Annotated in this window: 14 protein-coding genes and 1 pseudogene; all 15 read right to left on the reverse strand. The window is 43.2% G+C overall.

The window, feature by feature from the left end:
• Window positions 1-372: pseudogene (locus G593_RS0116485) on the reverse strand (hypothetical protein); the annotation flags it as partial.
• Between the two features lie 242 nt (window positions 373-614).
• Window positions 615-2,012 (reverse strand): 23S rRNA (uracil(1939)-C(5))-methyltransferase RlmD, encoded by a 1,398-nt coding sequence (rlmD, locus tag G593_RS0116490; protein ID WP_029732406.1) that lies wholly within the window; start codon window positions 2,010-2,012, stop codon window positions 615-617.
• Between the two features lie 110 nt (window positions 2,013-2,122).
• A complete protein-coding gene (locus tag G593_RS0116495; RefSeq protein WP_005338523.1) occupies window positions 2,123-3,064 on the reverse strand; it encodes a 3'-5' exoribonuclease YhaM family protein in 942 nt (313 codons plus the stop codon).
• A gap of 109 nt (window positions 3,065-3,173) precedes the next feature.
• On the reverse strand, window positions 3,174-4,454 hold the full coding sequence (locus G593_RS0116500; protein WP_029732408.1) for a S1C family serine protease: 1,281 nt from the start codon (window positions 4,452-4,454) through the stop codon (window positions 3,174-3,176).
• A gap of 61 nt (window positions 4,455-4,515) precedes the next feature.
• Window positions 4,516-5,928, reverse strand: coding sequence for a sensor histidine kinase (locus tag G593_RS0116505; protein ID WP_029732409.1), 1,413 nt, complete (start codon window positions 5,926-5,928; stop codon window positions 4,516-4,518).
• Between the two features lie 32 nt (window positions 5,929-5,960).
• Window positions 5,961-6,665, reverse strand: a complete 705-nt coding sequence (locus G593_RS0116510; RefSeq protein ID WP_005330374.1) for a response regulator transcription factor — start codon at window positions 6,663-6,665, stop codon at window positions 5,961-5,963.
• 24 nt (window positions 6,666-6,689) lie between these two features.
• The gene (locus tag G593_RS0116515; RefSeq protein WP_029732410.1) at window positions 6,690-9,065 is read right to left on the reverse strand and encodes an endonuclease MutS2; all 2,376 of its coding nucleotides are present in this window, start codon (window positions 9,063-9,065) and stop codon (window positions 6,690-6,692) included.
• Between the two features lie 179 nt (window positions 9,066-9,244).
• Window positions 9,245-9,466 carry a FeoB-associated Cys-rich membrane protein gene (locus G593_RS0116520; protein WP_005338531.1) on the reverse strand — a complete coding sequence of 74 codons (222 nt, stop codon included), beginning with the start codon at window positions 9,464-9,466 and terminating at the stop codon, window positions 9,245-9,247.
• Between the two features lie 99 nt (window positions 9,467-9,565).
• The gene (feoB, locus tag G593_RS0116525) at window positions 9,566-11,752 is read right to left on the reverse strand and encodes a ferrous iron transport protein B (RefSeq protein ID WP_029732411.1); all 2,187 of its coding nucleotides are present in this window, start codon (window positions 11,750-11,752) and stop codon (window positions 9,566-9,568) included.
• A gap of 34 nt (window positions 11,753-11,786) precedes the next feature.
• A complete protein-coding gene (locus G593_RS0116530; protein ID WP_005338535.1) occupies window positions 11,787-12,005 on the reverse strand; it encodes a FeoA family protein in 219 nt (72 codons plus the stop codon).
• Window positions 12,006-12,018: 13 nt separating this feature from the next.
• Entirely contained in the window at window positions 12,019-12,231 is a 213-nt protein-coding gene (locus G593_RS0116535; RefSeq protein ID WP_005330360.1) for a FeoA family protein, read from the reverse strand.
• Between the two features lie 19 nt (window positions 12,232-12,250).
• Window positions 12,251-12,493, reverse strand: coding sequence for a Fur family transcriptional regulator (locus G593_RS0116540; protein ID WP_005338537.1), 243 nt, complete (start codon window positions 12,491-12,493; stop codon window positions 12,251-12,253).
• A 429-nt stretch (window positions 12,494-12,922) separates the two neighbouring features.
• Entirely contained in the window at window positions 12,923-16,597 is a 3,675-nt protein-coding gene (rpoC, locus tag G593_RS0116545) for a DNA-directed RNA polymerase subunit beta' (protein ID WP_029732413.1), read from the reverse strand.
• 14 nt (window positions 16,598-16,611) lie between these two features.
• Complete coding sequence (gene rpoB / locus G593_RS0116550; protein WP_029732414.1) at window positions 16,612-20,484, reverse strand: DNA-directed RNA polymerase subunit beta; 3,873 nt, start codon at window positions 20,482-20,484, stop codon at window positions 16,612-16,614.
• A 239-nt stretch (window positions 20,485-20,723) separates the two neighbouring features.
• Window positions 20,724-20,948: IS66 family transposase (locus G593_RS21615; protein ID WP_155961859.1), on the reverse strand; the 225-nt coding region annotated here is incomplete at its 5' end.

Genomic DNA, 20,948 nt, shown 5'->3' on the forward strand with positions numbered 1-20,948 from the left:
ATAGACTTGCTTGTAGTTCAGTTCCTTGTGAGCTTCGCCATACTGTTTGACATACTCTAAGGATAACGCCACATCTGAAATCTGGTCGGCACTCATGCGTGAGCTTGCGTCAGCTCTGGTCTTGTAGCCGTTCTTAAAATCTGTATTGATGTCAATACAATAGGCAGTTTCGCCCTCGACTTTCATATAGCCCTCATTGAATGTCGAACCAATAGAACCGTCATTCATTACTTTTTCAATGATACCGACACGCTCCGCACTTTCCATCCAGTATTGCTTACTTTCTGCATGGACGGGTATAGTCGGTAAAGCAGTAACGACAGTTGCAAGAGCTAAGAAGCCCGTACACAATCGTTTTAACATCTTTTTCATAAATCTAATGCTCCTTTCATTTTTGGTAAAAAAATAGACGCTCATTTCTGAACGCCTTACATTGAAAAGGGATACTTTTTTACAAGTACCCCTAAAGTTTAGTATTTAATTGTTTGTGTTCCCACACTCTATATCAACTACTACCGAAACATTGATATAGTTTTTTATCTCTTTATTTCTGATTTTATCGCCCTCGCTCGTAAAGACGATATGCTTGAAAAAGTGCCTAAAATTAAGGATTTCTACATAGTTCGTCTTTGTAGCAACACACAAGTCTCGACATGAACCGTGTTCGGGAATTGATCAACTGGCGTGATTTTTTTAAGTTCATATCCGCTTTCTCTTAGGAACTTAACATCTCTTGCCAGTGTGGCGCTGTCGCAGCTAACATATACAACTTTTTCTGGCTGCATGTCTACAATGGTCTGTAGCAATGATTCCTCGCAGCCTTTGCGTGGCGGATCCACAACGATCACATCTGCATGGGCAGTCTCTCCTCCATGACTTTCCTGATATTCACGGTAATATTCCGGCAGAACTTCCTCTGCCTTGCCTACATAGAATTCCGCATTCGTAATATCATTGATCTTCGCATTATTCCTTGCATCGTCAATGGCCTGCGGTACGATTTCCACTCCATATACCTGCTTTGCATTCTGAGCAAGGAACAGGGAAATGGTTCCGATTCCGCAGTACAGATCCCACACTGTCTCATTGCCTGTAAGACTTGCATAGTCCAGTGCCAGTCCGTATAACTTCTCTGTCTGGACCGGATTCACCTGGTAAAATGACAGAGGGGAAATCTGATACTTTACATTTCCAATATAATCCGTGATGTACGTCTGCCCCCAGAGCAGTTTTATTTCATTTCCCATGATGACATTAGTTTTTGCCTTGTTCACGCTGATTGTGATGCTTGTCATTCCTGAGATTTCACATAATTTATCCACAAGTTTTTCTGGGTGTGGCAGTTTTTCCCCATTCATCACAAGACAAACCATGATTTCATCAGTTTTGAATCCATAACGGATCAACACATGACGCACCAGCCCCTTATGCTTCTCCTCGTCGTATGCAGAAATGTGATTATTCTCCATAAAATGCAGAATAATCTCGAGAATTTTCTGATTGACCGCTACACCCAGTGTACAGTCTGTATTCGGAATGATGCTGTGTGTTCTTCCTGCGTAAAATCCAGTGATAATGTGTCCTTCTTTGTCTGTTCCAATTGGGAACTGCGCTTTATTTCGATAATGAAATGGCTCTTCCATGCCAACAATAGGCTGCATAACTTTGTCAAGAAGTTCTGCCGGGACTTCTCCGATTCGTTCCAGATTACCACGGACTTTTCCTTCTTTAAATGAAAGCTGGGCTCCATACTTCATCTCCTGAATCTGGCAGCCACCACATCTTCTCGCCATCGGACACGCTGGCTTTTCTATACGATTTTCAGACGGCGTAACAATATTCATAAGTCTTGCATAACCGTAGTTCTTCTTTGCCTTCACAATCTTGGCTTCAACCACATCACCGATAATCGCATCTTTTATAAATAAAGTATACCCATCTACTTTACCAATGCCTTCTCCCCCGACACCAATATCTTCAATTGCCACTGTAACCAAATCATTTTTCTGCATATTCATACCTCATAATAAGAATTGGGGCACCCCTTTTTACAAAAAGGGACACCCTTAATCACTGGTGGGGACGTAGTATTTTTACGTTTTGCTACGTCCCCATTACATTACTATATTGTTGTTTTTCTTAAGTTTGACTCGAACAATCTGTTATATCCAAGCCACTCTCCGGCTTTTTTGTCTTTGAATATTTCTTTTAATGTCTGCATCTTGGCGTCTGCGTTGTCGGCAAGATTTAGTGCCATGGCTTCTGCCAGTGCCGGTTTTTTCGGGGAACCGTATTCTAACTCTCCGTGGTGTGCCACGATGCAGTGTTTCAGCTCACTTGCAAGCTGTTTTGGGAATTCTGGAATCTCGCGGATTGCATCATCGATCATCTCGATTCCGATAATGATATGACCAAGAAGCTGTCCATCGTCTGTGTAATCATTTTCCGGGAATGGTGACAACTCAATTGTCTTTCCGATATCGTGGCACATAGCTGCTGTGTAAAGCAGGTCTTTGTTGAGAATATCATACTGTCCAACCATATACTCGCAGAATTTCACAACACTCAATGTGTGCTCCAAGAGTCCTCCGGCAAATCCGTGGTGTACACTCTTTGCTGCGGAATGTCCTTTGAATGTGCGAATGAATTTCTCGTCTTTTTCAAAATAATACTCGATCACTCCACGCAGATACGGATTGCTGATCTGTCTTCCGTAGGAAAGCAGTTCTTCATACATCCCATCTACGCTTTTTTCTGTCGAAGGCATATAATCTGCAGGTATGTATTCGCCTTCCTGTGCTTTTCTGATCTGGCGGATGTTCAATTGAAGATTGTTATTATAACTGATGACATCTCCGAATACTTCAATGAAATCTTTCTCATCATAATCAGCAATTCCATTGGAATTCGGATCCCAGACTTTTCCGTCCAGAGTTCCTGTCTTATCCTGAAGTATCAGATTGTCATACGGCTTTCCATTCCGAGTCTCTGCGGATCTCTTTCCTTTACATAAATATATATTTCGAATTGTTTCTCCTTCTACAAGAGTATCAATATATCTCATAATTCGTGCCTTTCTTTTCTTAATTTTATATCAGTCAGCTTCCGCTGACATTTGTTCACTATTTTCTGTTATTGTTGCAACACACCATCATAGTTTCTCATAGTATTCCTTACTGTTTATACCCAACTGTGACTCCAAAGTCAATATCCACATATTCTCCTCCGGTTCCCTGACGTTTTCCACGAACAAGAATTTTATCTCCCACATTTTGCTTCATAAGCGTATTATGATAACCAAGAAGATTGATGATATCTGTATCTGCAATATTGGTAATGATATCACCACTCTGAATTCCTGCCGCCATAGCCGGAGATTCTGCATCGACTTCTTTCACATAAACACCTTGTGGAATTCCCTGTCCCTGCATCTCGCTGCTTACCTCTACACCGGACACTCCAAGATATGGTACATTTTTCCCATTAGAAAGTAACTCTATCACACCTTTGATATCAGAAATTCCATATCCGGAAATCTTATTTGTCTGATCATCTGACCTGACAGAAGTGTTGATAATTCCAATCACCTCTCCACGGATATTCACAAGAACTCCGCTTCCGGAAATATCTCCTGCCACATCCGTATAAATGGTCTGATACTGTCCATCTGCCTTATCCAGATAATTTTCGCCAGACTCGATCACACCATATCCGGCAATCGTATCACAGCCATACAATTTCCCGACAGCAATAACTGTATCGCCTTCGGACACAACTTTTGAGCCGCCAAGTGTCGCTGTCTCAATCTGTGCCCATACATCATCCGCAATATTCTTTCTCTGAACTGCATAAACACACAGTCCCAGCCCTGCATCCCGGCTCTTCAAGATGGCATCGCACTGACTGTCTCCGGAAAATGTAACACGGATGATCTTCGCGTCTTTTACCGGAAGCTCTCCTGCGAGAATCAGAAGTTCCTGACCATTATCTGCCACGATCATTCCGGAAATACTCTTTTCCTTATCTTCCTGATCTTTCGAAAATTCCTCTTCTGTAACAGCGCCCTGAATCTCTACAACACTTTTTCTCACTTCTCCTGACACCTGCTTCAGATTATTCAGCATTTCCTGATAGGTTTCTGTTGTCAGAACGGTTTTTTGTTCCTGGCCTTGTTCCTCTTCCTGCTGTGTCTGATTTTCTTCCTGCTGTTCGTCCTGTGGAATTGTTACTTCCGTCGGATCTTCTTCAAATCTCTTCTCCACCCACGGTTTGCACGCAAAAAAAGTAAAGCAGGCCACCAGTCCGAATATTAATCCTAACTGAATCCTTCTAAGGACGTCGTGTTTCCACTTCGCCTGATCTCCTGCCTCATCTTTAATGATTTCCTGTAAAAAAGAATACTCCTCTTCTTCCGAGTTCTGCTTTTGCTCTAATGGTTCTTTCTCATCTTTCATGCGTACACGCAGGCTCCTTTACAAACCTTATATTCAACAAAGAAGATATTTACAGTATACCTTATCCCTCTGCCTTCGGCAACGAGAAAATGAACTCGGTACCGACACCTTCTGTACTGACTACATTAATATTTTCACCGTGAGCCTGTATCGCCTCTTTGACAATTGCAAGCCCAAGGCCAGTTCCTTTTTTATCTTTTCCACGGGACAGATCGGATTTATAAAATCTCTCCCAGATCTTATTCAGTGCATTTCTCGGAATTCCAATTCCATAATCTTTGACCGACGTGTAGATCTTATCCCCACGTTCGGTCGTTTCAATCGTAATGATTGAATCCTGGTCACTGAATTTGATCGCATTATCAAGCAAATTGTAGAGCACTTGCTGAATCTTTCGCTTATCTGCTACTACTTTCAAATGCTTTCTGGCAAAGACCAGCTCAATAGAAATCTTTTTCTGCGTGCAACGTCCCTCAAAGGAGGCTGCCACATTTTTAATCATTTCATGAATGTCAAATGGAACTTTATCCAGTAATAAATTCTTCGTATCGAATTCATTCAACGTAAGGAGATCCTTGGTCAGATCGGTCAGTCTCTCTGTCTCAAATAAAATGATATTCAGATATTTCCCCTGCATTTCCGGCGGGATTGTCCCATCTGCAATTGCCTCTACATACCCTTTGATCGATGTTAAAGGAGAGCGGAAATCATGTGACACATTTGCCACAAATTTCTTCTGATAATCCTCCATATCCCGAAGCTGGGAAGACATAAAGTTCAGCGATGCTGACAGATAACCAATCTCATCTTCTGTGTTCACAGGAATCTCATAGTCCAGATTACCGGACGCATATTGTTTCGCTGCCTCGGTTATCTTGCAGAGCGGTCTGTACACGATAAACTGAATTCCAAGCAAAATGGAAAATGACAACAGATAGATGACTGCAAGTGTGATATACGCTGCATTCATTAATGTAATCTGTAATTGTCCAATCTGAGTCATGCTTTTGTGTATCAGCAGATACCCTTGTGTGGAATATCCATGTACAACCGGTGCAATGACTGTGATCATATCTTCTTTAAAATAATCGTGATATGTTCCGACTTCATACTTTGCGCTGCCAATTTCTGCCGGGTTAAAATCTTCAATCGCAGTCGGTGCTGTCGGATATCCGTCGGAATGAGCGGAAGTGATCATATTACCTTCCCGGTCTACGAACCAGACTGCCCCGTCCAGATGCGCTTCCATTCCAACAAGTTGTGTATGGACAGCACTTTCATCAATCTGTTCAAGGAAATAATGTGGCAGATACTCATTTGCCACCAGGTTCGCTTCCTGATAAACACCCGCAGCCAGATCCCGTTCAAGAGGTTCTTCTGTCAATGTTCTTGTAAGCGTTGCTACTGTGAACAAACTCATGAACCCGAAAATCATATATATGATGATAAATTTTAAATACAATGTACTTTTCATACAATGCCTCTTCTATGTGGTTTCCTAATCTGTTACTTTACTTCAAACTTGTATCCAATGCCCCATACGGTGGCAAGTTTCCAGCCATTATGATCTTTGATCTTCTCGCGCAAACGCTTAATATGCACATCAACCGTACGGGTATCTCCAATATACTCATATCCCCAGATTTGATCCAAAAGCTGCTCTCTTGTAAACACCTGATTTGGCGAAGATGCCAGGAAGTAAAGAAGCTCCAGCTCTTTCGGCGGCATCTCCACATTCTGCCCATCGACCAGAACAGAATAATTCGTCAGATTGATCTCGATTCCCGGGTATTCCACACATTTTCCCTTATCTACTGCAGGAACCTCTGGTTTCGGCACTGCCTGATAACGGCGGAGTACTGCTTTTACGCGCGCCACAAGCTCTTTTGAATCAAATGGCTTCATAATATAGTCATCGGCTCCAAGCTCCAGACCAAGCACTTTATCAAAAACCTCCCCTTTTGCGGAAAGCATGATAATCGGTGTATTTGCCCGCGCACGGATCTCGCGGCAGACCTGATACCCGTCAATACCCGGAAGCATCAAATCTAAAAGTACCAGATTCGGGTGATAGGTGTCGAATGCTACAAGCGCCTTCTCCCCGTCATGAACCATCATCGTGTCAAAACATTCTTTTGCAAGATACAAAGATACAAGCTCTGCAATTGCCTCATCGTCATCCACGATCAAAATTTTCTGTTTATTAACCATTATTTATTCTCCCTGATTTTTGCATTATTTCAGTTCTACAATCGTCACTCCGGCATCTCCTTCGCCAAATGCTCCTAATCTGTAAGATTTCACATGCTTCTGACGTTTCAGATATTGGTGGATGCCCGCTCTTAAAGCTCCGGTTCCTTTTCCGTGTACCACGCGCACACTTATCAAATGTGCCAGAGACGCATCGTCCAAATATTTATCCAGCTCTGCGACCGCCTCGTCAACGGTCTTTCCAAGCAGATTGATTTCCGGGCTTACGGACAAAGATTTGCCCATCTTCACCTTACCTTTACTTGTTCTTGCAGCAGTCTTTTTCAGATATGCCGGCTTCTCATCAACAATCTCCAGATCAGAAATGTGTACTTTTGAGCTAAGGATTCCCATCTGAACCATAAGGTTGCCTTTTGTATCTGGCAGTGAATGCACTGTTCCGGTCAGATTCATGCTCAGAACTTTAACCGTCTCGCCTAATTTAAAATCAGATGGCTTATACTGCTTCTTCGGCTTCTTCACTTCCTCTGTCATGCCCTCGCGTGTCTTCTCCATCTTCTTTCTCAGGCGCTCACGCTCTTTTTCCATCTCCGTTGCCGAAACATTGGCCTTTCCAAACTTATGAAAGTTACGCATTGTCTCATCTGCTGTCTCTTTGGCATCTGCCAGAATCGCATGTGCTTTTTCATTTGCTTCTCGTAAAATGCGGTCACGCTGTTCTTCCAGCTTTTCTTTCTTCTGCGCCGTCTCCTGCTTCAGAGCCTCCAGCTCACGGCGGTAAGCCGCAATCTCTTCCTGTTCTTTCGCGATGGTTCGTCTGCTGCTCTCCAAATCTGTCAGCAAGTCCTCAAAAGATTCGTCCTGCTCTGTCAAATGTGTCTTTGCTTCCTCGATAATATAGTCCGGAAGTCCCAGTTTTCCTGCAATTGCAAATGCATTACTCTTTCCTGGGATTCCAAGAAGCAGTCGATACGTCGGGCGAAGTGTCTCCACGTCGAACTCACAGCTCGCATTTTCTACCCCTGGTGTGGACAAGGCATAAACCTTTAATTCACTGTAATGCGTAGTCGCCATAGTACGGATTCCCTGACAATGCAAATGATTCAATATTGCTGTTGCCAGTGCCGCACCCTCAGTCGGGTCAGTTCCAGCTCCAAGCTCGTCAAAAAGTACAAGTGAATCTTCATCCACCTGCTTGATAAATGACACTACATTTGTCATATGTGATGAGAATGTACTTAAGTTCTGTTCAATACTCTGCTCATCACCGATATCTGCATAAACTTCACGGAATACACCCAGTTCAGAACGATCCAGTGCCGGAATGTGAAGACCTGCCTGTCCCATGAGCTGGAATAATCCAACTGTCTTAAGTGACACAGTCTTACCACCGGTGTTCGGTCCTGTCACAATCAGAAGATCAAAATCCCCGCCCAGTGTCAGACTGATCGGAACGACTTTCTTCTTATCTAATAACGGATGTCTTCCCTCCCGGATACGGATCCTTCTCTCCTGGTTGAACATCGGTTTGCTGGCATTCATATCCAATGCAAGAGCTCCTCTTGCAAATATAAAATCAAGCTCTGTCAATGTTGCATAGTCCGTACGGATTTCAGAAACATATTCTGCTGCGTCTGCACTCAACCTGGCAAGAATGACCTGAATTTCTTCCTGTTCCTTTCCATATAATTCTTTCAGATCATTATTCAGCTTTACAACTGCCATCGGCTCGATAAATAAAGTAGAACCTGTTGATGACTGGTCATGGATCATTCCCGGGACCTGACCACGGTATTCGGCCTTGACCGGGATACAGTAACGATCCCCACGCATCGTAATAATCGGATCCTGCAAATATGTGCGGAGTGAACCATTCACCATGGAAGACAATGTTGCATGAACCTTATCATTAATCTGCCCCATAGCACGACGGATTCTCTTAAGCTCCGGACTTGCATCATCACTAATCTCATCTTCTGCCGGAATACATCTGCGGATTTCCGTGGACAAAATAGATACAGGAACAAGCTGTTCAAAGTATCCGTCCAATATATCCTGCATATCATCTGCATTGTCATGGCGCCCGTAATTCTTCACATGTCCTGCTGTCTCCAGAACCTTACATATGCGAAGCAACTCCCCACTTCCAAGTGTTCCTCCGATTTCCAGACGCATCATAGATTCACTTACCGGGCTACAGCCTCCAAAAGATGGACGTCCTTTCTTTACGATCCGTGTAAATGCTGCGGCCGTTTCTTCCTGCATTCTCTCAATTTCAGAGATTTCCGTCTTTGGTTTTAATTTTCTGCAACGCTCCTGGCCTCCAAAAGAACCTGCGTGCTCTGTCAGTTTTTCAATTATTTTATTGTATTCTAATTTGTATAAAGATTTCTTATTCATCATATTCACCTAGCATTTATTTTACCCTATTTGTGTCCCATTGAAAAGAGCAAAGCGCAAAAGAAAATCCCTGCAAATGAAACTCATCTGCAAGGATTTCCCTGTCTATTCACACATTTATTCACACATAAGATTATTTTACATCATATGACTTAAATCTAAGTCATACATTTTCCAGACTAGCACCCGCCACAGCCGCCGCAGCCACTCTGACTATTACTATTCTTTGGATTATGACAGGAGTGTGGACAATTGGCACACCCACAATCACATCCGATAAATGTACCACTTCTCTTCTTCTTTTGTATCATGCCTCTTATAATCCATGCTACAATCGCAATTATTACAAGCGCTACAATCATTGTAGATAAAATACTTGTCTGTGCTGCCAATGCCATCATAAAATCCCCTTCTTTCTGCTTATTTATGTTATGTCTCAAGGTCATTTCTTCACCTTTGTGCAAGCACAGGTGAAGAAAGACTTTTCGACATTATAATCATTATTTCGATGCTGCTTTTACACTTGAAACGGTTTTAGTGTTAAGTGATGTACTCTCTTTGTAAGGACGGAACAGCATGTAAAGGAAACCGATCAGAATTACGATTGCAGCTACTGTTCCGATACCGAATCCGCCACCTGTGAAGAGTGTACCAAACTGGAAGATGCAAAGAGATACGAGGTAAGCAAGTAAGCATTGATATCCGATTGCGAACCAGAACCATTTTGTGTTGTTCATCTCTCTCTTAATAGCTCCCATTGCTGCGAAGCAAGGTGCACACAGAAGATTGAATACGAGGAATGAGTAAGCTGCGATCTGTGACATGCTGTTTGCAAGTGTTCCCCAGATTTCCTGTCCGTCTTCTGCAACTTCTGCAAATCCGAAGAGCTGTCCGAATGTACCTACAACATTTTCTTTTGCTACCAGTCCTGTGATTGCAGCAACTGCCATCTTCCAGTTTCCCCATCCAAGAGGTGCGAAGATCCATGCAATCAAGTTACCGATCTTAGCAAGGACACACTCTGCCTGAGCTGCCTCCATGGCTGCTCCCTCAAGTCCATCGAAGTTCAGCATTCCGAATCCAGCATCTGTCCAGCCGAAGTTCAATAAGAACCAAACAACGATTGTTGATAATGTAATAATTGTACCAGCTTTTTTGATAAATGACCAGCCGCGTTCCCACATACTTCTAAGAACGTTGCCAACTGTCGGCATATGGTATGCAGGAAGCTCCATTACAAATGGCGCCGGATCTCCTGCGAACATCTTTGTTTTTTTCAGGATGATACCAGAGCAGATGATTGCTGCGATACCAACAAAGTAAGCACTTGGTGCTACCCATGAAGCGCCATCGAAAAGTGCTCCGGCGATCAGGGCGATAACTGGAAGTTTCGCTCCGCAAGGGATAAATGTTGTTGTCATAACAGTCATCTTACGGTCACGGTCATTCTCGATCGTACGGGAAGCCATAACTCCAGGAACTCCACAACCTGTTCCGATCAGCATCGGGATAAATGATTTTCCGGAAAGTCCGAACTTACGGAAAATACGGTCCATGATGAATGCGATACGTGCCATGTATCCGCAAGACTCAAGGAATGCAAGGAAAAGAAATAATACAAGCATCTGAGGTACGAATCCAAGTACAGCACCAACTCCGGAGATAACTCCGTCTACGATCAGACCTGTTAACCAGTCCGCACATCCGATTCCTTCAAAGAAGCTCTGAGCTGCCGGAATAATCCACTCACCAAACAATGTATCATTTGTCCAGTCTGTCAATATGGAACCTACTGTTGTTACAGACACATAATATACAAGCCACATAACTGCTGCAAAGATTGGAAGTGCAAGCCATCTGTTTGTTACGATACGGTCAATCTTATCAGATGTTGTCAGTTCCTGTGTTTTATTCTTCTTTAAGCAGTCTCCGATAATAGAACCAATGAAACTGTATCTCTCATTTGTGATGATACTCTCTGCATCGTCGTCCATCTCTTTCTCTGCACGAGCAATGATATCTTCAACGTCCGGTGCATTTTTCATAGCGTCTTTGATCTTATCGTCACGCTCAAATAATTTGATCGCGTAAAATCTTTTCTGCTCTTCCGGAATTTCATATCCAAGTCTGCCTTCAATCTCATTCAGGTAGTTCTCAACTTCCGGTGCGAACTCATGCACAGATTCCTGTCCGGCTTTCTGTCCGGCGTGCTTTACTGCTCTTGAAGCTGCATCTTTGATTCCATCACCTTTCAGAGCAGAAATTGTTACAACTTCACAGCCAAGCTTCTCAGCAAGTTTCTTTGTGTTGATCTCATCACCATTCTTGCGTACAATATCCATCATGTTAATTGCCATAACAACCGGGATACCAAGCTCAAGTAACTGAGTTGTAAGGTATAAGTTACGCTCCAGGTTTGTTCCGTCTACGATATTCAGGATTGCATCCGGACGCTCTGTGATCAGATAATTTCTGGCTACAACTTCCTCCAATGTATATGGTGATAAAGAATAGATACCTGGAAGGTCCATAATTACAACTTCTTTGTCTTCCTTCCATTTTCCTTCTTTTTTCTCAACAGTAACTCCAGGCCAGTTACCAACGAACTGATTGGAACCTGTCAAAGCATTGAAAAGTGTTGTCTTACCACTATTCGGGTTTCCGGCAAGTGCTATCTTCACTCCCATTTTTTTACATCCTCCTGTTTTACTCTCTAATTGATTATTTAACTTCGATCATCTCTGCGTCTGCTTTTCTCAGAGACAATTCATATCCACGTACAGTAACTTCCACCGGATCACCAAGTGGCGCTACTTTACGGACATAAATGCTGGTTCCTTTTGTGATTCCCATATCCATAATTCTTCTTTTTGTAGCTCCCTCTCCATGAAGCTTTACTACGGATACTGTCTGATCAACTTTCACATCTCTTAAAGTCATTCTCCCGTTCCTCCTAGACCATGATTTTATTAGCAATTCCTTTGCTGACTGCAACTCGTGATTCTTTGATCTGGGCAATTATGTTACCCTCGTTACTGGAAATAACTTTCACCTCACTTCCAGCTACGAATCCGAGATTCTCCAGGAATCTTTTTGTTTCTTCATTTCCGCCTACCCGGACGATAGATGCACTTTCGCCTGGATTTAACATCGTTAATGGCATCATAATCCACTCCTTCTTCTCGCTAAATTCTCACAACCATCTCTTTATGGATCAGTTCCATATCTTCCAACAGTTGCACAGTACGATACACAGTTGCAATTCCGACTTTGTCGTCCTGCTTCTTTGCTGCATAATAAATCTCCTTACAAGAGGAGTATTCATTATTCAATATAATGTGTAAAAGAAGCTTTCTCTGTTCGGTAATCCGATAGCCAGCTTTCTTTAATTGATTTAATACTTCTTGAAATCTCTCTTCTTGGCTCATATATATTACCTCGCACGATTTGAAACTGATTATCATTTCCATCATTTATTATATTGTTAGTGATAATCATTGTCAATAATGTTTTATCAAAAAAGTTTGTCTTGACTATCTTTTTATGTTTTTCATTAATCTTTCACACTTCATTCCTATTTTTTTGTGCATAATTGCACTTCAGGCTGCTCCAGCAAGGGCAGCCTAAAAGTATTATCAATGTATCTTTTTGTCGTATGCTTGGCAAGAACAAAGAATGTGCCTTGGCACATTCTAGCGCCTGCGGTGGTCGCTTGCGACATCTTCAGTATACGCCGCAGTGCGCATCCTGCCGGAGGCTTTTTGTATAATAGGAAATGCAATTTCCTATTATACAAAAAAAGTACCACCGCACAAATCCGTGCGGCGGTACTTTCATTCAAAACTCTTACGCAAGTCTTATTCTTCTGTTGTAAGTTTAATTTCTTCTAACAAATCGTCATCTGAAAAATCTGTATCCAGAATATCTAAATCGTCATCATCATCTAATCCTTCTTCAAAGAACAGATCGTCATCCATAGATAACTCACTATTCAGTCTGATATCACGATACTTTCTCATACCTGTACCAGCCGGGATATGTTTTCCGATGATTACGTTCTCTTTCAGACCTACCAGCGGATCGATCTTTCCTTTGATTGCTGCCTCTGTCAGAACCTTTGTTGTCTCCTGGAAAGAAGCGGCTGACAGGAAGGAATTGGTTGCAAGAGAAGCCTTCGTAATACCCATGATGATCGGTTCTCCGATTGCAGGCTCTTTTCCTTCTGCCTCCAGTACCTCATTCACATCCTCGAACTCAAGTCTGTCTACATTTGTTCCCGGAAGGAACTCTGTATCTCCAGACTCCTCGATACGGATTTTCTTAAGCATCTGGCGAACGATAACCTCGATATGCTTATCGTTGATCTCAACACCCTGCAGACGGTAAACTCTCTGTACCTCCTGGATCATGTAATCCTGAACTGCACGGATGCCTTTAATTCTTAAGATATCATGCGGATTGATACTACCTTCAGTCAGCTCATCACCGGCCTCAAGTTCTGCTCCGTCTGCTACCTTAATACGTGATCCATAAGGAATCAGATATGCTTTTGATTCACCTGTCTCATGATTTGTTACGATAATCTCACGTTTTTTCTTCGTGTCGTTCAAATTCGCAGTTCCTGCAATCTCTGTGATGATCGCAAGTCCCTTAGGCTTTCTTGCCTCAAAAAGCTCCTCGACACGAGGAAGTCCCTGTGTGATATCTCCACCGGCAACTCCACCATTATGGAATGTTCTCATTGTAAGCTGTGTACCAGGCTCTCCGATTGACTGAGCAGCAATAATTCCGACAGCCTCTCCAACCTGTACCGGCTCACCTGTTGCCATGTTGGCTCCATAACATTTTGCACATACGCCACTGTGTGAGCGACATGTAAGGATTGTACGGATCTTAATCTGTGTTAATGGTTCTCCGTTCTCATTTACACCCTTCTTGCAGATCAGTTCTGCACGTTTTGGTGTTACCATATGGTTCTTCTTAACAAGAACATTGCCATCTTTATCTACAATGTCATAGCACAGGTAACGTCCTGTAATACGCTCCTGAAGACTTTCGATTTCTTCTTTTCCATCCATGAATGCTTTTACAAAGATTCCAGGAATCGGTGCATCTTTCTTTGCACAGTCTACTTCATGAATGATCAGCTCCTGAGATACGTCAACAAGACGTCTTGTCAGATATCCTGAATCGGCTGTACGAAGAGCTGTATCAGACATACCTTTACGTGCTCCATGGGCAGACATGAAATACTCCAGTACGTCAAGTCCTTCACGGAAGTTTGAAGTGATAGGCAGCTCGATTGTATGACCAGTTGTATCAGCCATCAATCCACGCATACCTGCAAGCTGTTTAATCTGTTTGTCAGATCCACGGGCTCCGGAATCAGCCATCATGAAGATGTTATTGTATTTATCAAGACCAGAAAGCAGTGCCTCTGTCAGTTTGTCGTCAGTTGCCTTCCATGTCTCTACAACTTCTTTGTAACGCTCCTCCTCTGTGATGAGACCACGTTTGAAGTTCTTAGTGATGCGGTCTACAGTATCCTGTGCCTGCTGGATCATCTGTGGTTTCTGCGGAGGTACCGTCATATCGGAAATAGATACGGTCATGGCAGCTCTTGTAGAATATTTATATCCAATTGCTTTTACAGCATCCAGAACTTCTGCTGTTGCAGTTGCTCCGTGTGTATTGATAACCTTCTCAAGGATCTGCTTTAACTGTTTCTTTCCTACGTGGAAATCAATCTCCAGAAGAAGTTTGTTCTCCTCTTTTTCACGATCAACGAATCCAAGATCCTGTGGGATGATCTCATTGAAAATGAAACGTCCAAGTGTGGACTCTACAATTCCTGTTATTTCTTCTCCACCTGGCATTGTCTTTGTCACACGTACTTTAATCTTAGAGTGAAGTGTGATTGCCTGGTTCTCATAAGCAAGGATTGCTTCATTTACACTTTTGAAAATCTTACCTTCTCCTGCTGCACCTGGTCTTTCCTGAGTCAGATAGTAAATACCAAGTACCATATCCTGTGAAGGAACGGCTACCGGACCACCATCAGATGGTTTCAGGAGGTTGTTTGGTGAGAGCAGTAAGAATCTGCACTCAGCCTGTGCTTCTACGGAAAGCGGAAGATGGACAGCCATCTGGTCTCCATCGAAGTCGGCGTTAAACGCTGTACAAACAAGTGGATGAAGCTTAATAGCCTTACCTTCTACAAGGATCGGCTCAAATGCCTGAATACCAAGTCTGTGCAATGTAGGTGCACGGTTCAACATAACCGGATGCTCTTTGATGACATCCTCAAGGACGTCCCAAACCTCTGGCTGAAGTCTCTCAACCATCTTTTTAGCATTTTTAATGTTGTGTGCAGTTCCGTTCTGAACAAGTTCTTTCATAACAAATGGCTTGAACAGCTCAATTGCCATCTCTTTCGGCAGTCCACACTGGTAAATCTTAAGTTCCGGTCCTACAACGATAACGGAACGTCCAGAGTAGTCAACACGCTTACCAAGCAGGTTCTGACGGAAACGTCCGGATTTACCTTTCAGCATATCGGACAGAGATTTCAGTGCACGGTTTCCAGGTCCTGTTACCGGACGTCCGCGACGGCCGTTGTCGATCAGGGCATCTACCGCTTCCTGAAGCATTCTCTTTTCATTTCTTACGATAATATCTGGAGCGCCTAACTCAAGAAGGCGTTTCAGACGGTTATTTCTATTGATAATTCTTCTGTACAGATCATTCAGGTCAGATGTTGCAAAACGTCCACCATCAAGCTGTACCATTGGACGAAGATCTGGCGGGATAACCGGAACATTTGTCATGATCATCCATTCCGGTTTGTTTCCAGACTCACGGAAAGCTTCTACAACTTCCAGACGTTTTACGATTCTTGCACGTTTCTGTCCGGTAGCGCCTTTGAGGCCTTCTGTCAGCTCTTCGTATTCTTTTTCAAGGTCGATTGCCTGAAGAAGCTCTAAGATAGATTCAGCTCCCATTCCAACACGGAAACCTTTTCCCCAGGATTCTCTTGCTTCCTGATACTCCTGCTCAGACAGAACCTGCTTATACTGCAGGTCTGTCTCGCCTTTATCAAGTACGATATAAGAAGCAAAATATAATACTTTCTCCAGTGTTCTTGGAGACAAGTCAAGGATCAATCCCATACGGCTCGGGATTCCTTTAAAGTACCAGATATGAGATACCGGGGCTGCCAGGGCAATATGTCCCATACGTTCACGACGTACACTTGCCTTAGTAACCTCTACACCACAACGGTCACAAACAACACCTTTATAACGGATTTTTTTGTATTTACCGCAGTGACACTCCCAGTCTTTGCTTGGTCCAAAAATTCTTTCACAGAACAGACCATCTCTCTCTGGTTTTAAGGTTCTATAGTTAATAGTCTCAGGCTTTGTTACTTCGCCTTTTGACCACTCCAGAATCTTTTCAGGTGATGCCAACCCGATTTTGATTGCATCAAAAGTCATTGGCTGATATGATTGTTCTTTACTATTTTCTGGCATACAGGCACCCCTTTCTATTCATCATCTGACATGTCATCATAGTCATCAAAACTATCGTCGTCATAATCTGAATCGTAATCGTCTTCGTCATCTTCCTGTTCCTCATTTACAAGTTCCTCTCCCTGGAACTCCTGAGTTGTATAACCGTGTTTGCCGAAGTCTTCCTCATCACGACGATATTTTCCATCTCCTTCGATCAGTGAGCGGAAGCTGGTCTCTCCCATATCGGAAGTTTCCATAATCTCCACCTCTGTATTGTCATCACGAAGTACACGAACATCCAGTCCGAGAGACTGAAGCTCTTTCAGAAGTACTTTGAATGACTCCGGAATACCTGGTTCCGGAATGTTCTCGCCCTTGATGATCGCCTCGTATGTCTTCACACGGCCGATTACATCGTCAGACTTCACAGTCAGGATCTCCTGCAATGTGTAAGATGCGCCATAAGCCTCAAGAGCCCATACCTCCATCTCTCCAAAACGCTGTCCACCAAACTGTGCTTTACCACCTAATGGCTGCTGTGTTACCAGTGAGTAAGGACCTGTTGAACGCGCGTGGATCTTATCATCAACCAGGTGATGCAGTTTCAGATAATGCATGTGTCCGATTGTTACCGTGCTGTCAAAATACTCTCCTGTTCTTCCGTCACGAAGACGAACTTTACCATCTCGTGAAATCGGAACACCTTTCCAGAGTTTTCTGTGATCTCTGTTCTCATACAGATAATCCAGAACTTCCGGAAGCAGCTCTTCTTTATGTTTCTTTTCAAACTCTTCCCAGCTTAAGTTGACATAGTCATTTGCCAGATCAAGAGTATCCATAATATCTATCTCGTTCGCGCCATCAAATACAGGTGTAGAAATGTTGAATCCAAGTGCTTTTGCTGCCAGAGACAGGTGAATCTCAAGGACCTGTCCGATATTCATACGTGAAGGCACACCCAGCGGGTTCAACACGATATCAAGCGGACGGCCATTTGGCAGGAACGGCATATCTTCTACTGGAAGTACACGGGAAACGACACCCTTGTTACCATGACGTCCGGCCATCTTATCACCAACAGAGATTTTTCTCTTTTGAGCGATATAGATGCGAACAGACTGGTTCACTCCCGGTGACATCTCGTCGCCGTTGCTTCTTGTAAATACCTTGGCATCTACTACGATACCGTACTCACCATGAGGTACTTTCAGAGATGTATCTCTGACCTCACGTGCTTTCTCACCGAAGATTGCACGAAGCAGTCTCTCCTCGGCTGTCAGCTCTGTCTCTCCCTTAGGAGTAACTTTACCAACAAGAATATCTCCGGCACGGACCTCAGCACCGACGCGGATAATTCCTCTGTCATCCAGATTCTTCAGCGCATCATCACCGACACCCGGGATATCACGAGTGATTTCCTCTGGTCCAAGCTTGGTGTCACGGGCTTCTGCCTCATATTCCTCAATATGGATAGATGTATATACATCATCCTGAACAAGTCTCTCACTTAAGAGAACCGCATCCTCGTAGTTGTAACCTTCCCAGGTCATGAATCCAATCAGCGGGTTCTTTCCTAATGCAAGCTCACCATTAGATGTAGACGGACCGTCAGCGATCACATCGCCTTTCTCCACTCTGTCACCCTTGAATACAATTGCTCTTTGATTGTAGCAGTTGCTCTGGTTGCTTCGAAGGAATTTTGTAAGTTTATATTTTTTCAGTTTTCCATCATCCTGGCGGATCTGGATTTCTGCTGATGTTGAACGCTCAACAACTCCTGCTTCCTCAGCGACTACACATACTCCTGAGTCAACAGCAGCTTTTTCTTCCATACCTGTTCCGACTACCGGTGCCTCTGTCATAAGAAGTGGTACTGCCTGACGCTGCATGTTGGATCCCATCAGCGCACGGTTAGCATCGTCATTCTGAAGGAATGGAATCAAAGCTGTAGCAACAGAGAATACCATCTTAGGAGATACGTCCATATAGTCAAATGCTTTTCTCTCATAAGCCTGAGTCTCTTCACGGTAACGACCGGATACGTTCTTATGAACAAAATGTCCTTCCTCATCCAGTGTCTCGTTGGCCTGTGCTACATGATAGTTATCCTCTTCATCCGCTGTCATATAAACAACTTCGTCTGTTACACGCGGATTCTCCGGATCGGAGTGGTCAATCTTACGATATGGAGCTTCAATAAATCCATACTCGTTAATTCTTGCATAACTTGCCAGTGAGTTGATCAGACCGATGTTAGGTCCCTCAGGCGTCTCGATAGGACACATTCTTCCATAGTGGGAATAATGTACATCTCGAACCTCGAATCCGGCACGGTCTCTTGAAAGACCACCAGGTCCTAAGGCAGACAGACGTCTCTTGTGAGTCAGCTCACCAAGCGGGTTGTTCTGATCCATGAACTGTGACAGCTGAGAAGATCCGAAGAATTCTTTTACCGCTGCAGTTACTGGCTTTATGTTGATCAGGGACTGGGGCGAAATTCCTTCCAGATCCTGAGTTGTCATTCTCTCTCTTACGACTCTTTCCATTCTGGACAGACCGATTCTGTACTGGTTCTGAAGAAGTTCTCCTACCGCACGGATACGTCTGTTACCCAAGTGGTCGATATCGTCATCATTACCAAGACCATACTCCAGATGCATATTGTAGTTAATAGAAGCCATGATATCTTCTTTTGTAATATGCTTCGGAATCAGATCATGGATATCTCTCTTGATAGCCGCTTTCAGCTCATCGATATCTCCTGCTGTTTCCTCAAGGAGATTTGCAAGTACCGGATAGTAAACAAGTTCTGTTACACCGACCTCCTCCGGATCAATGTCAACAACTTCCTTCAGATCTACCATCATATTAGAAAGAACTTTGACATTTCTCTCTTCTTCCGGTCTGTCGATCCATACATACGGAACAGCTCCGTTCTGGATCCGATCTGCAATTTCTCTTGTCACCTTTGTTCCAGCCTCAGCGATTACCTCGCCTGTAATCGGGCTTACTGCATCCTCCGCAAGAACATGTCCTGAAATACGGTTCTTGAGAAGAAGCTTTTTATTGAATTTATAACGTCCTACTTTCGCCAGATCATAACGTCTTGGGTCGAAGAACATACTTGTGATTAAACTTTCTGCACTGTCAACGGCAAGCGGCTCACCCGGACGGATCTTCTTATATAATTCAAGAAGTCCTTCCTGATAGTTTGTTGCAGCATCTTTCTCAAAACTTGCCATAATCTTCGGTTCTTCACCAAAGAGTTCAATGATCTCCGGATTTGTACCGATTCCAAGAGCACGAATAAGTACTGTGATCGGCACCTTTCTTGTTCTATCTACTCTAACATAAAAAACGTCATTGGAATCTGTCTCATACTCCAGCCATGCACCACGGTTCGGAATGACAGTAGAGGAATAAAGCTTTTTACCCAGCTTATCATGTGCAATTGCATAATAAATACCAGGGGAACGTACCAGCTGACTTACGATTACACGCTCCGCACCATTAATTACAAATGTACCAGTACGTGTCATCAGCGGCAGATCTCCCATAAAGATCTCATGCTCGTTAATCTCATCCGTCTCCTTATTATGAAGTCTTACTCTGACTTTCAGCGGTGCTGCATAAGTTGCATCACGATCTCTACACTCATCAATGCTGTATTTCACATCATCTTCACACAGTGTGAAATCAACAAGCTCCAGGCTTAATTTACCGCTATAATCTGTAATTGGGGAAATATCTTCAAATGCTTCTTTCAATCCTGACTTAAGGAACCAATCATAAGAATCCTTCTGCACTTCAATCAGGTTCGGCATCTGAAGAACTTCTTTTTGTCTGGAATAACTCATTCGTGAGCTTTTTCCGCTTTTCATGGGACGAATTCTGTTCTTTTCCATATTGACGTTTCACTCTCCTCTTATTTTTTTTGTGGTCCGCAAAATGCCCTGTTATCGCTAAAACGACGAAAAAGAGCTTTGTGACTCAGTTTTTCGTGCAATATCATGGCATAACTTTCCACAATAGCGCATTTTTTACTATAGCACAAAGCCCTTTTTATTGTCAAGAGCAAAATCATATTTTTCCATATTATTTGTAACAGTTCAGCCTTCCGACTGACCCAACACCCCTACCCCGGCTAAAAAATAGCCGGGGTTCCAACAAAAAGTTTCTTTAAATTTTCTATTAATCCGAGATTTCTTCTTTTTAACGTTTCTACAATAGTGAGAATCGAACAATACATTTCGTTTCCACTTTCTTTTCTAAAACCACCAGACATCTTCTGCCGATTTTTCACTTTTCGCAAATCCCTTTCGCTCATATTATTGTCAAAAGGGACTGAAAAATCGTACATAAATAAAAG

The sequence above is a fragment of the Dorea sp. AGR2135 genome (assembly GCF_000420885.1).
Taxonomy (GTDB): domain Bacteria; phylum Bacillota; class Clostridia; order Lachnospirales; family Lachnospiraceae; genus Dorea; species Dorea formicigenerans.

Excerpts from the sequence above, each read along its gene's own strand:
- G593_RS0116510 (WP_005330374.1), bottom strand. The coding sequence starts at position 6,665 with ATGGTTAATAAACAGAAAATTTTGATCGTGGATGACGATGAGGCAATT.
- G593_RS0116540 (WP_005338537.1), bottom strand. The coding sequence starts at position 12,493 with ATGAGCCAAGAAGAGAGATTTCAAGAAGTATTAAATCAATTAAAGAAA.
- G593_RS0116530 (WP_005338535.1), bottom strand. The coding sequence starts at position 12,005 with ATGACTTTAAGAGATGTGAAAGTTGATCAGACAGTATCCGTAGTAAAG.
- G593_RS0116500 (WP_029732408.1), bottom strand. The coding sequence starts at position 4,454 with ATGAAAGATGAGAAAGAACCATTAGAGCAAAAGCAGAACTCGGAAGAA.
- G593_RS0116505 (WP_029732409.1), bottom strand. The coding sequence starts at position 5,928 with ATGAAAAGTACATTGTATTTAAAATTTATCATCATATATATGATTTTC.
- G593_RS0116535 (WP_005330360.1), bottom strand. The coding sequence starts at position 12,231 with ATGATGCCATTAACGATGTTAAATCCAGGCGAAAGTGCATCTATCGTC.
- G593_RS0116520 (WP_005338531.1), bottom strand. The coding sequence starts at position 9,466 with ATGATGGCATTGGCAGCACAGACAAGTATTTTATCTACAATGATTGTA.
- G593_RS0116515 (WP_029732410.1), bottom strand. The coding sequence starts at position 9,065 with ATGAATAAGAAATCTTTATACAAATTAGAATACAATAAAATAATTGAA.
- rpoC (WP_029732413.1), bottom strand. The coding sequence starts at position 16,597 with ATGCCAGAAAATAGTAAAGAACAATCATATCAGCCAATGACTTTTGAT.
- rpoB (WP_029732414.1), bottom strand. The coding sequence starts at position 20,484 with ATGGAAAAGAACAGAATTCGTCCCATGAAAAGCGGAAAAAGCTCACGA.
- feoB (WP_029732411.1), bottom strand. The coding sequence starts at position 11,752 with ATGGGAGTGAAGATAGCACTTGCCGGAAACCCGAATAGTGGTAAGACA.
- G593_RS0116495 (WP_005338523.1), bottom strand. The coding sequence starts at position 3,064 with ATGAGATATATTGATACTCTTGTAGAAGGAGAAACAATTCGAAATATA.
- rlmD (WP_029732406.1), bottom strand. The coding sequence starts at position 2,012 with ATGCAGAAAAATGATTTGGTTACAGTGGCAATTGAAGATATTGGTGTC.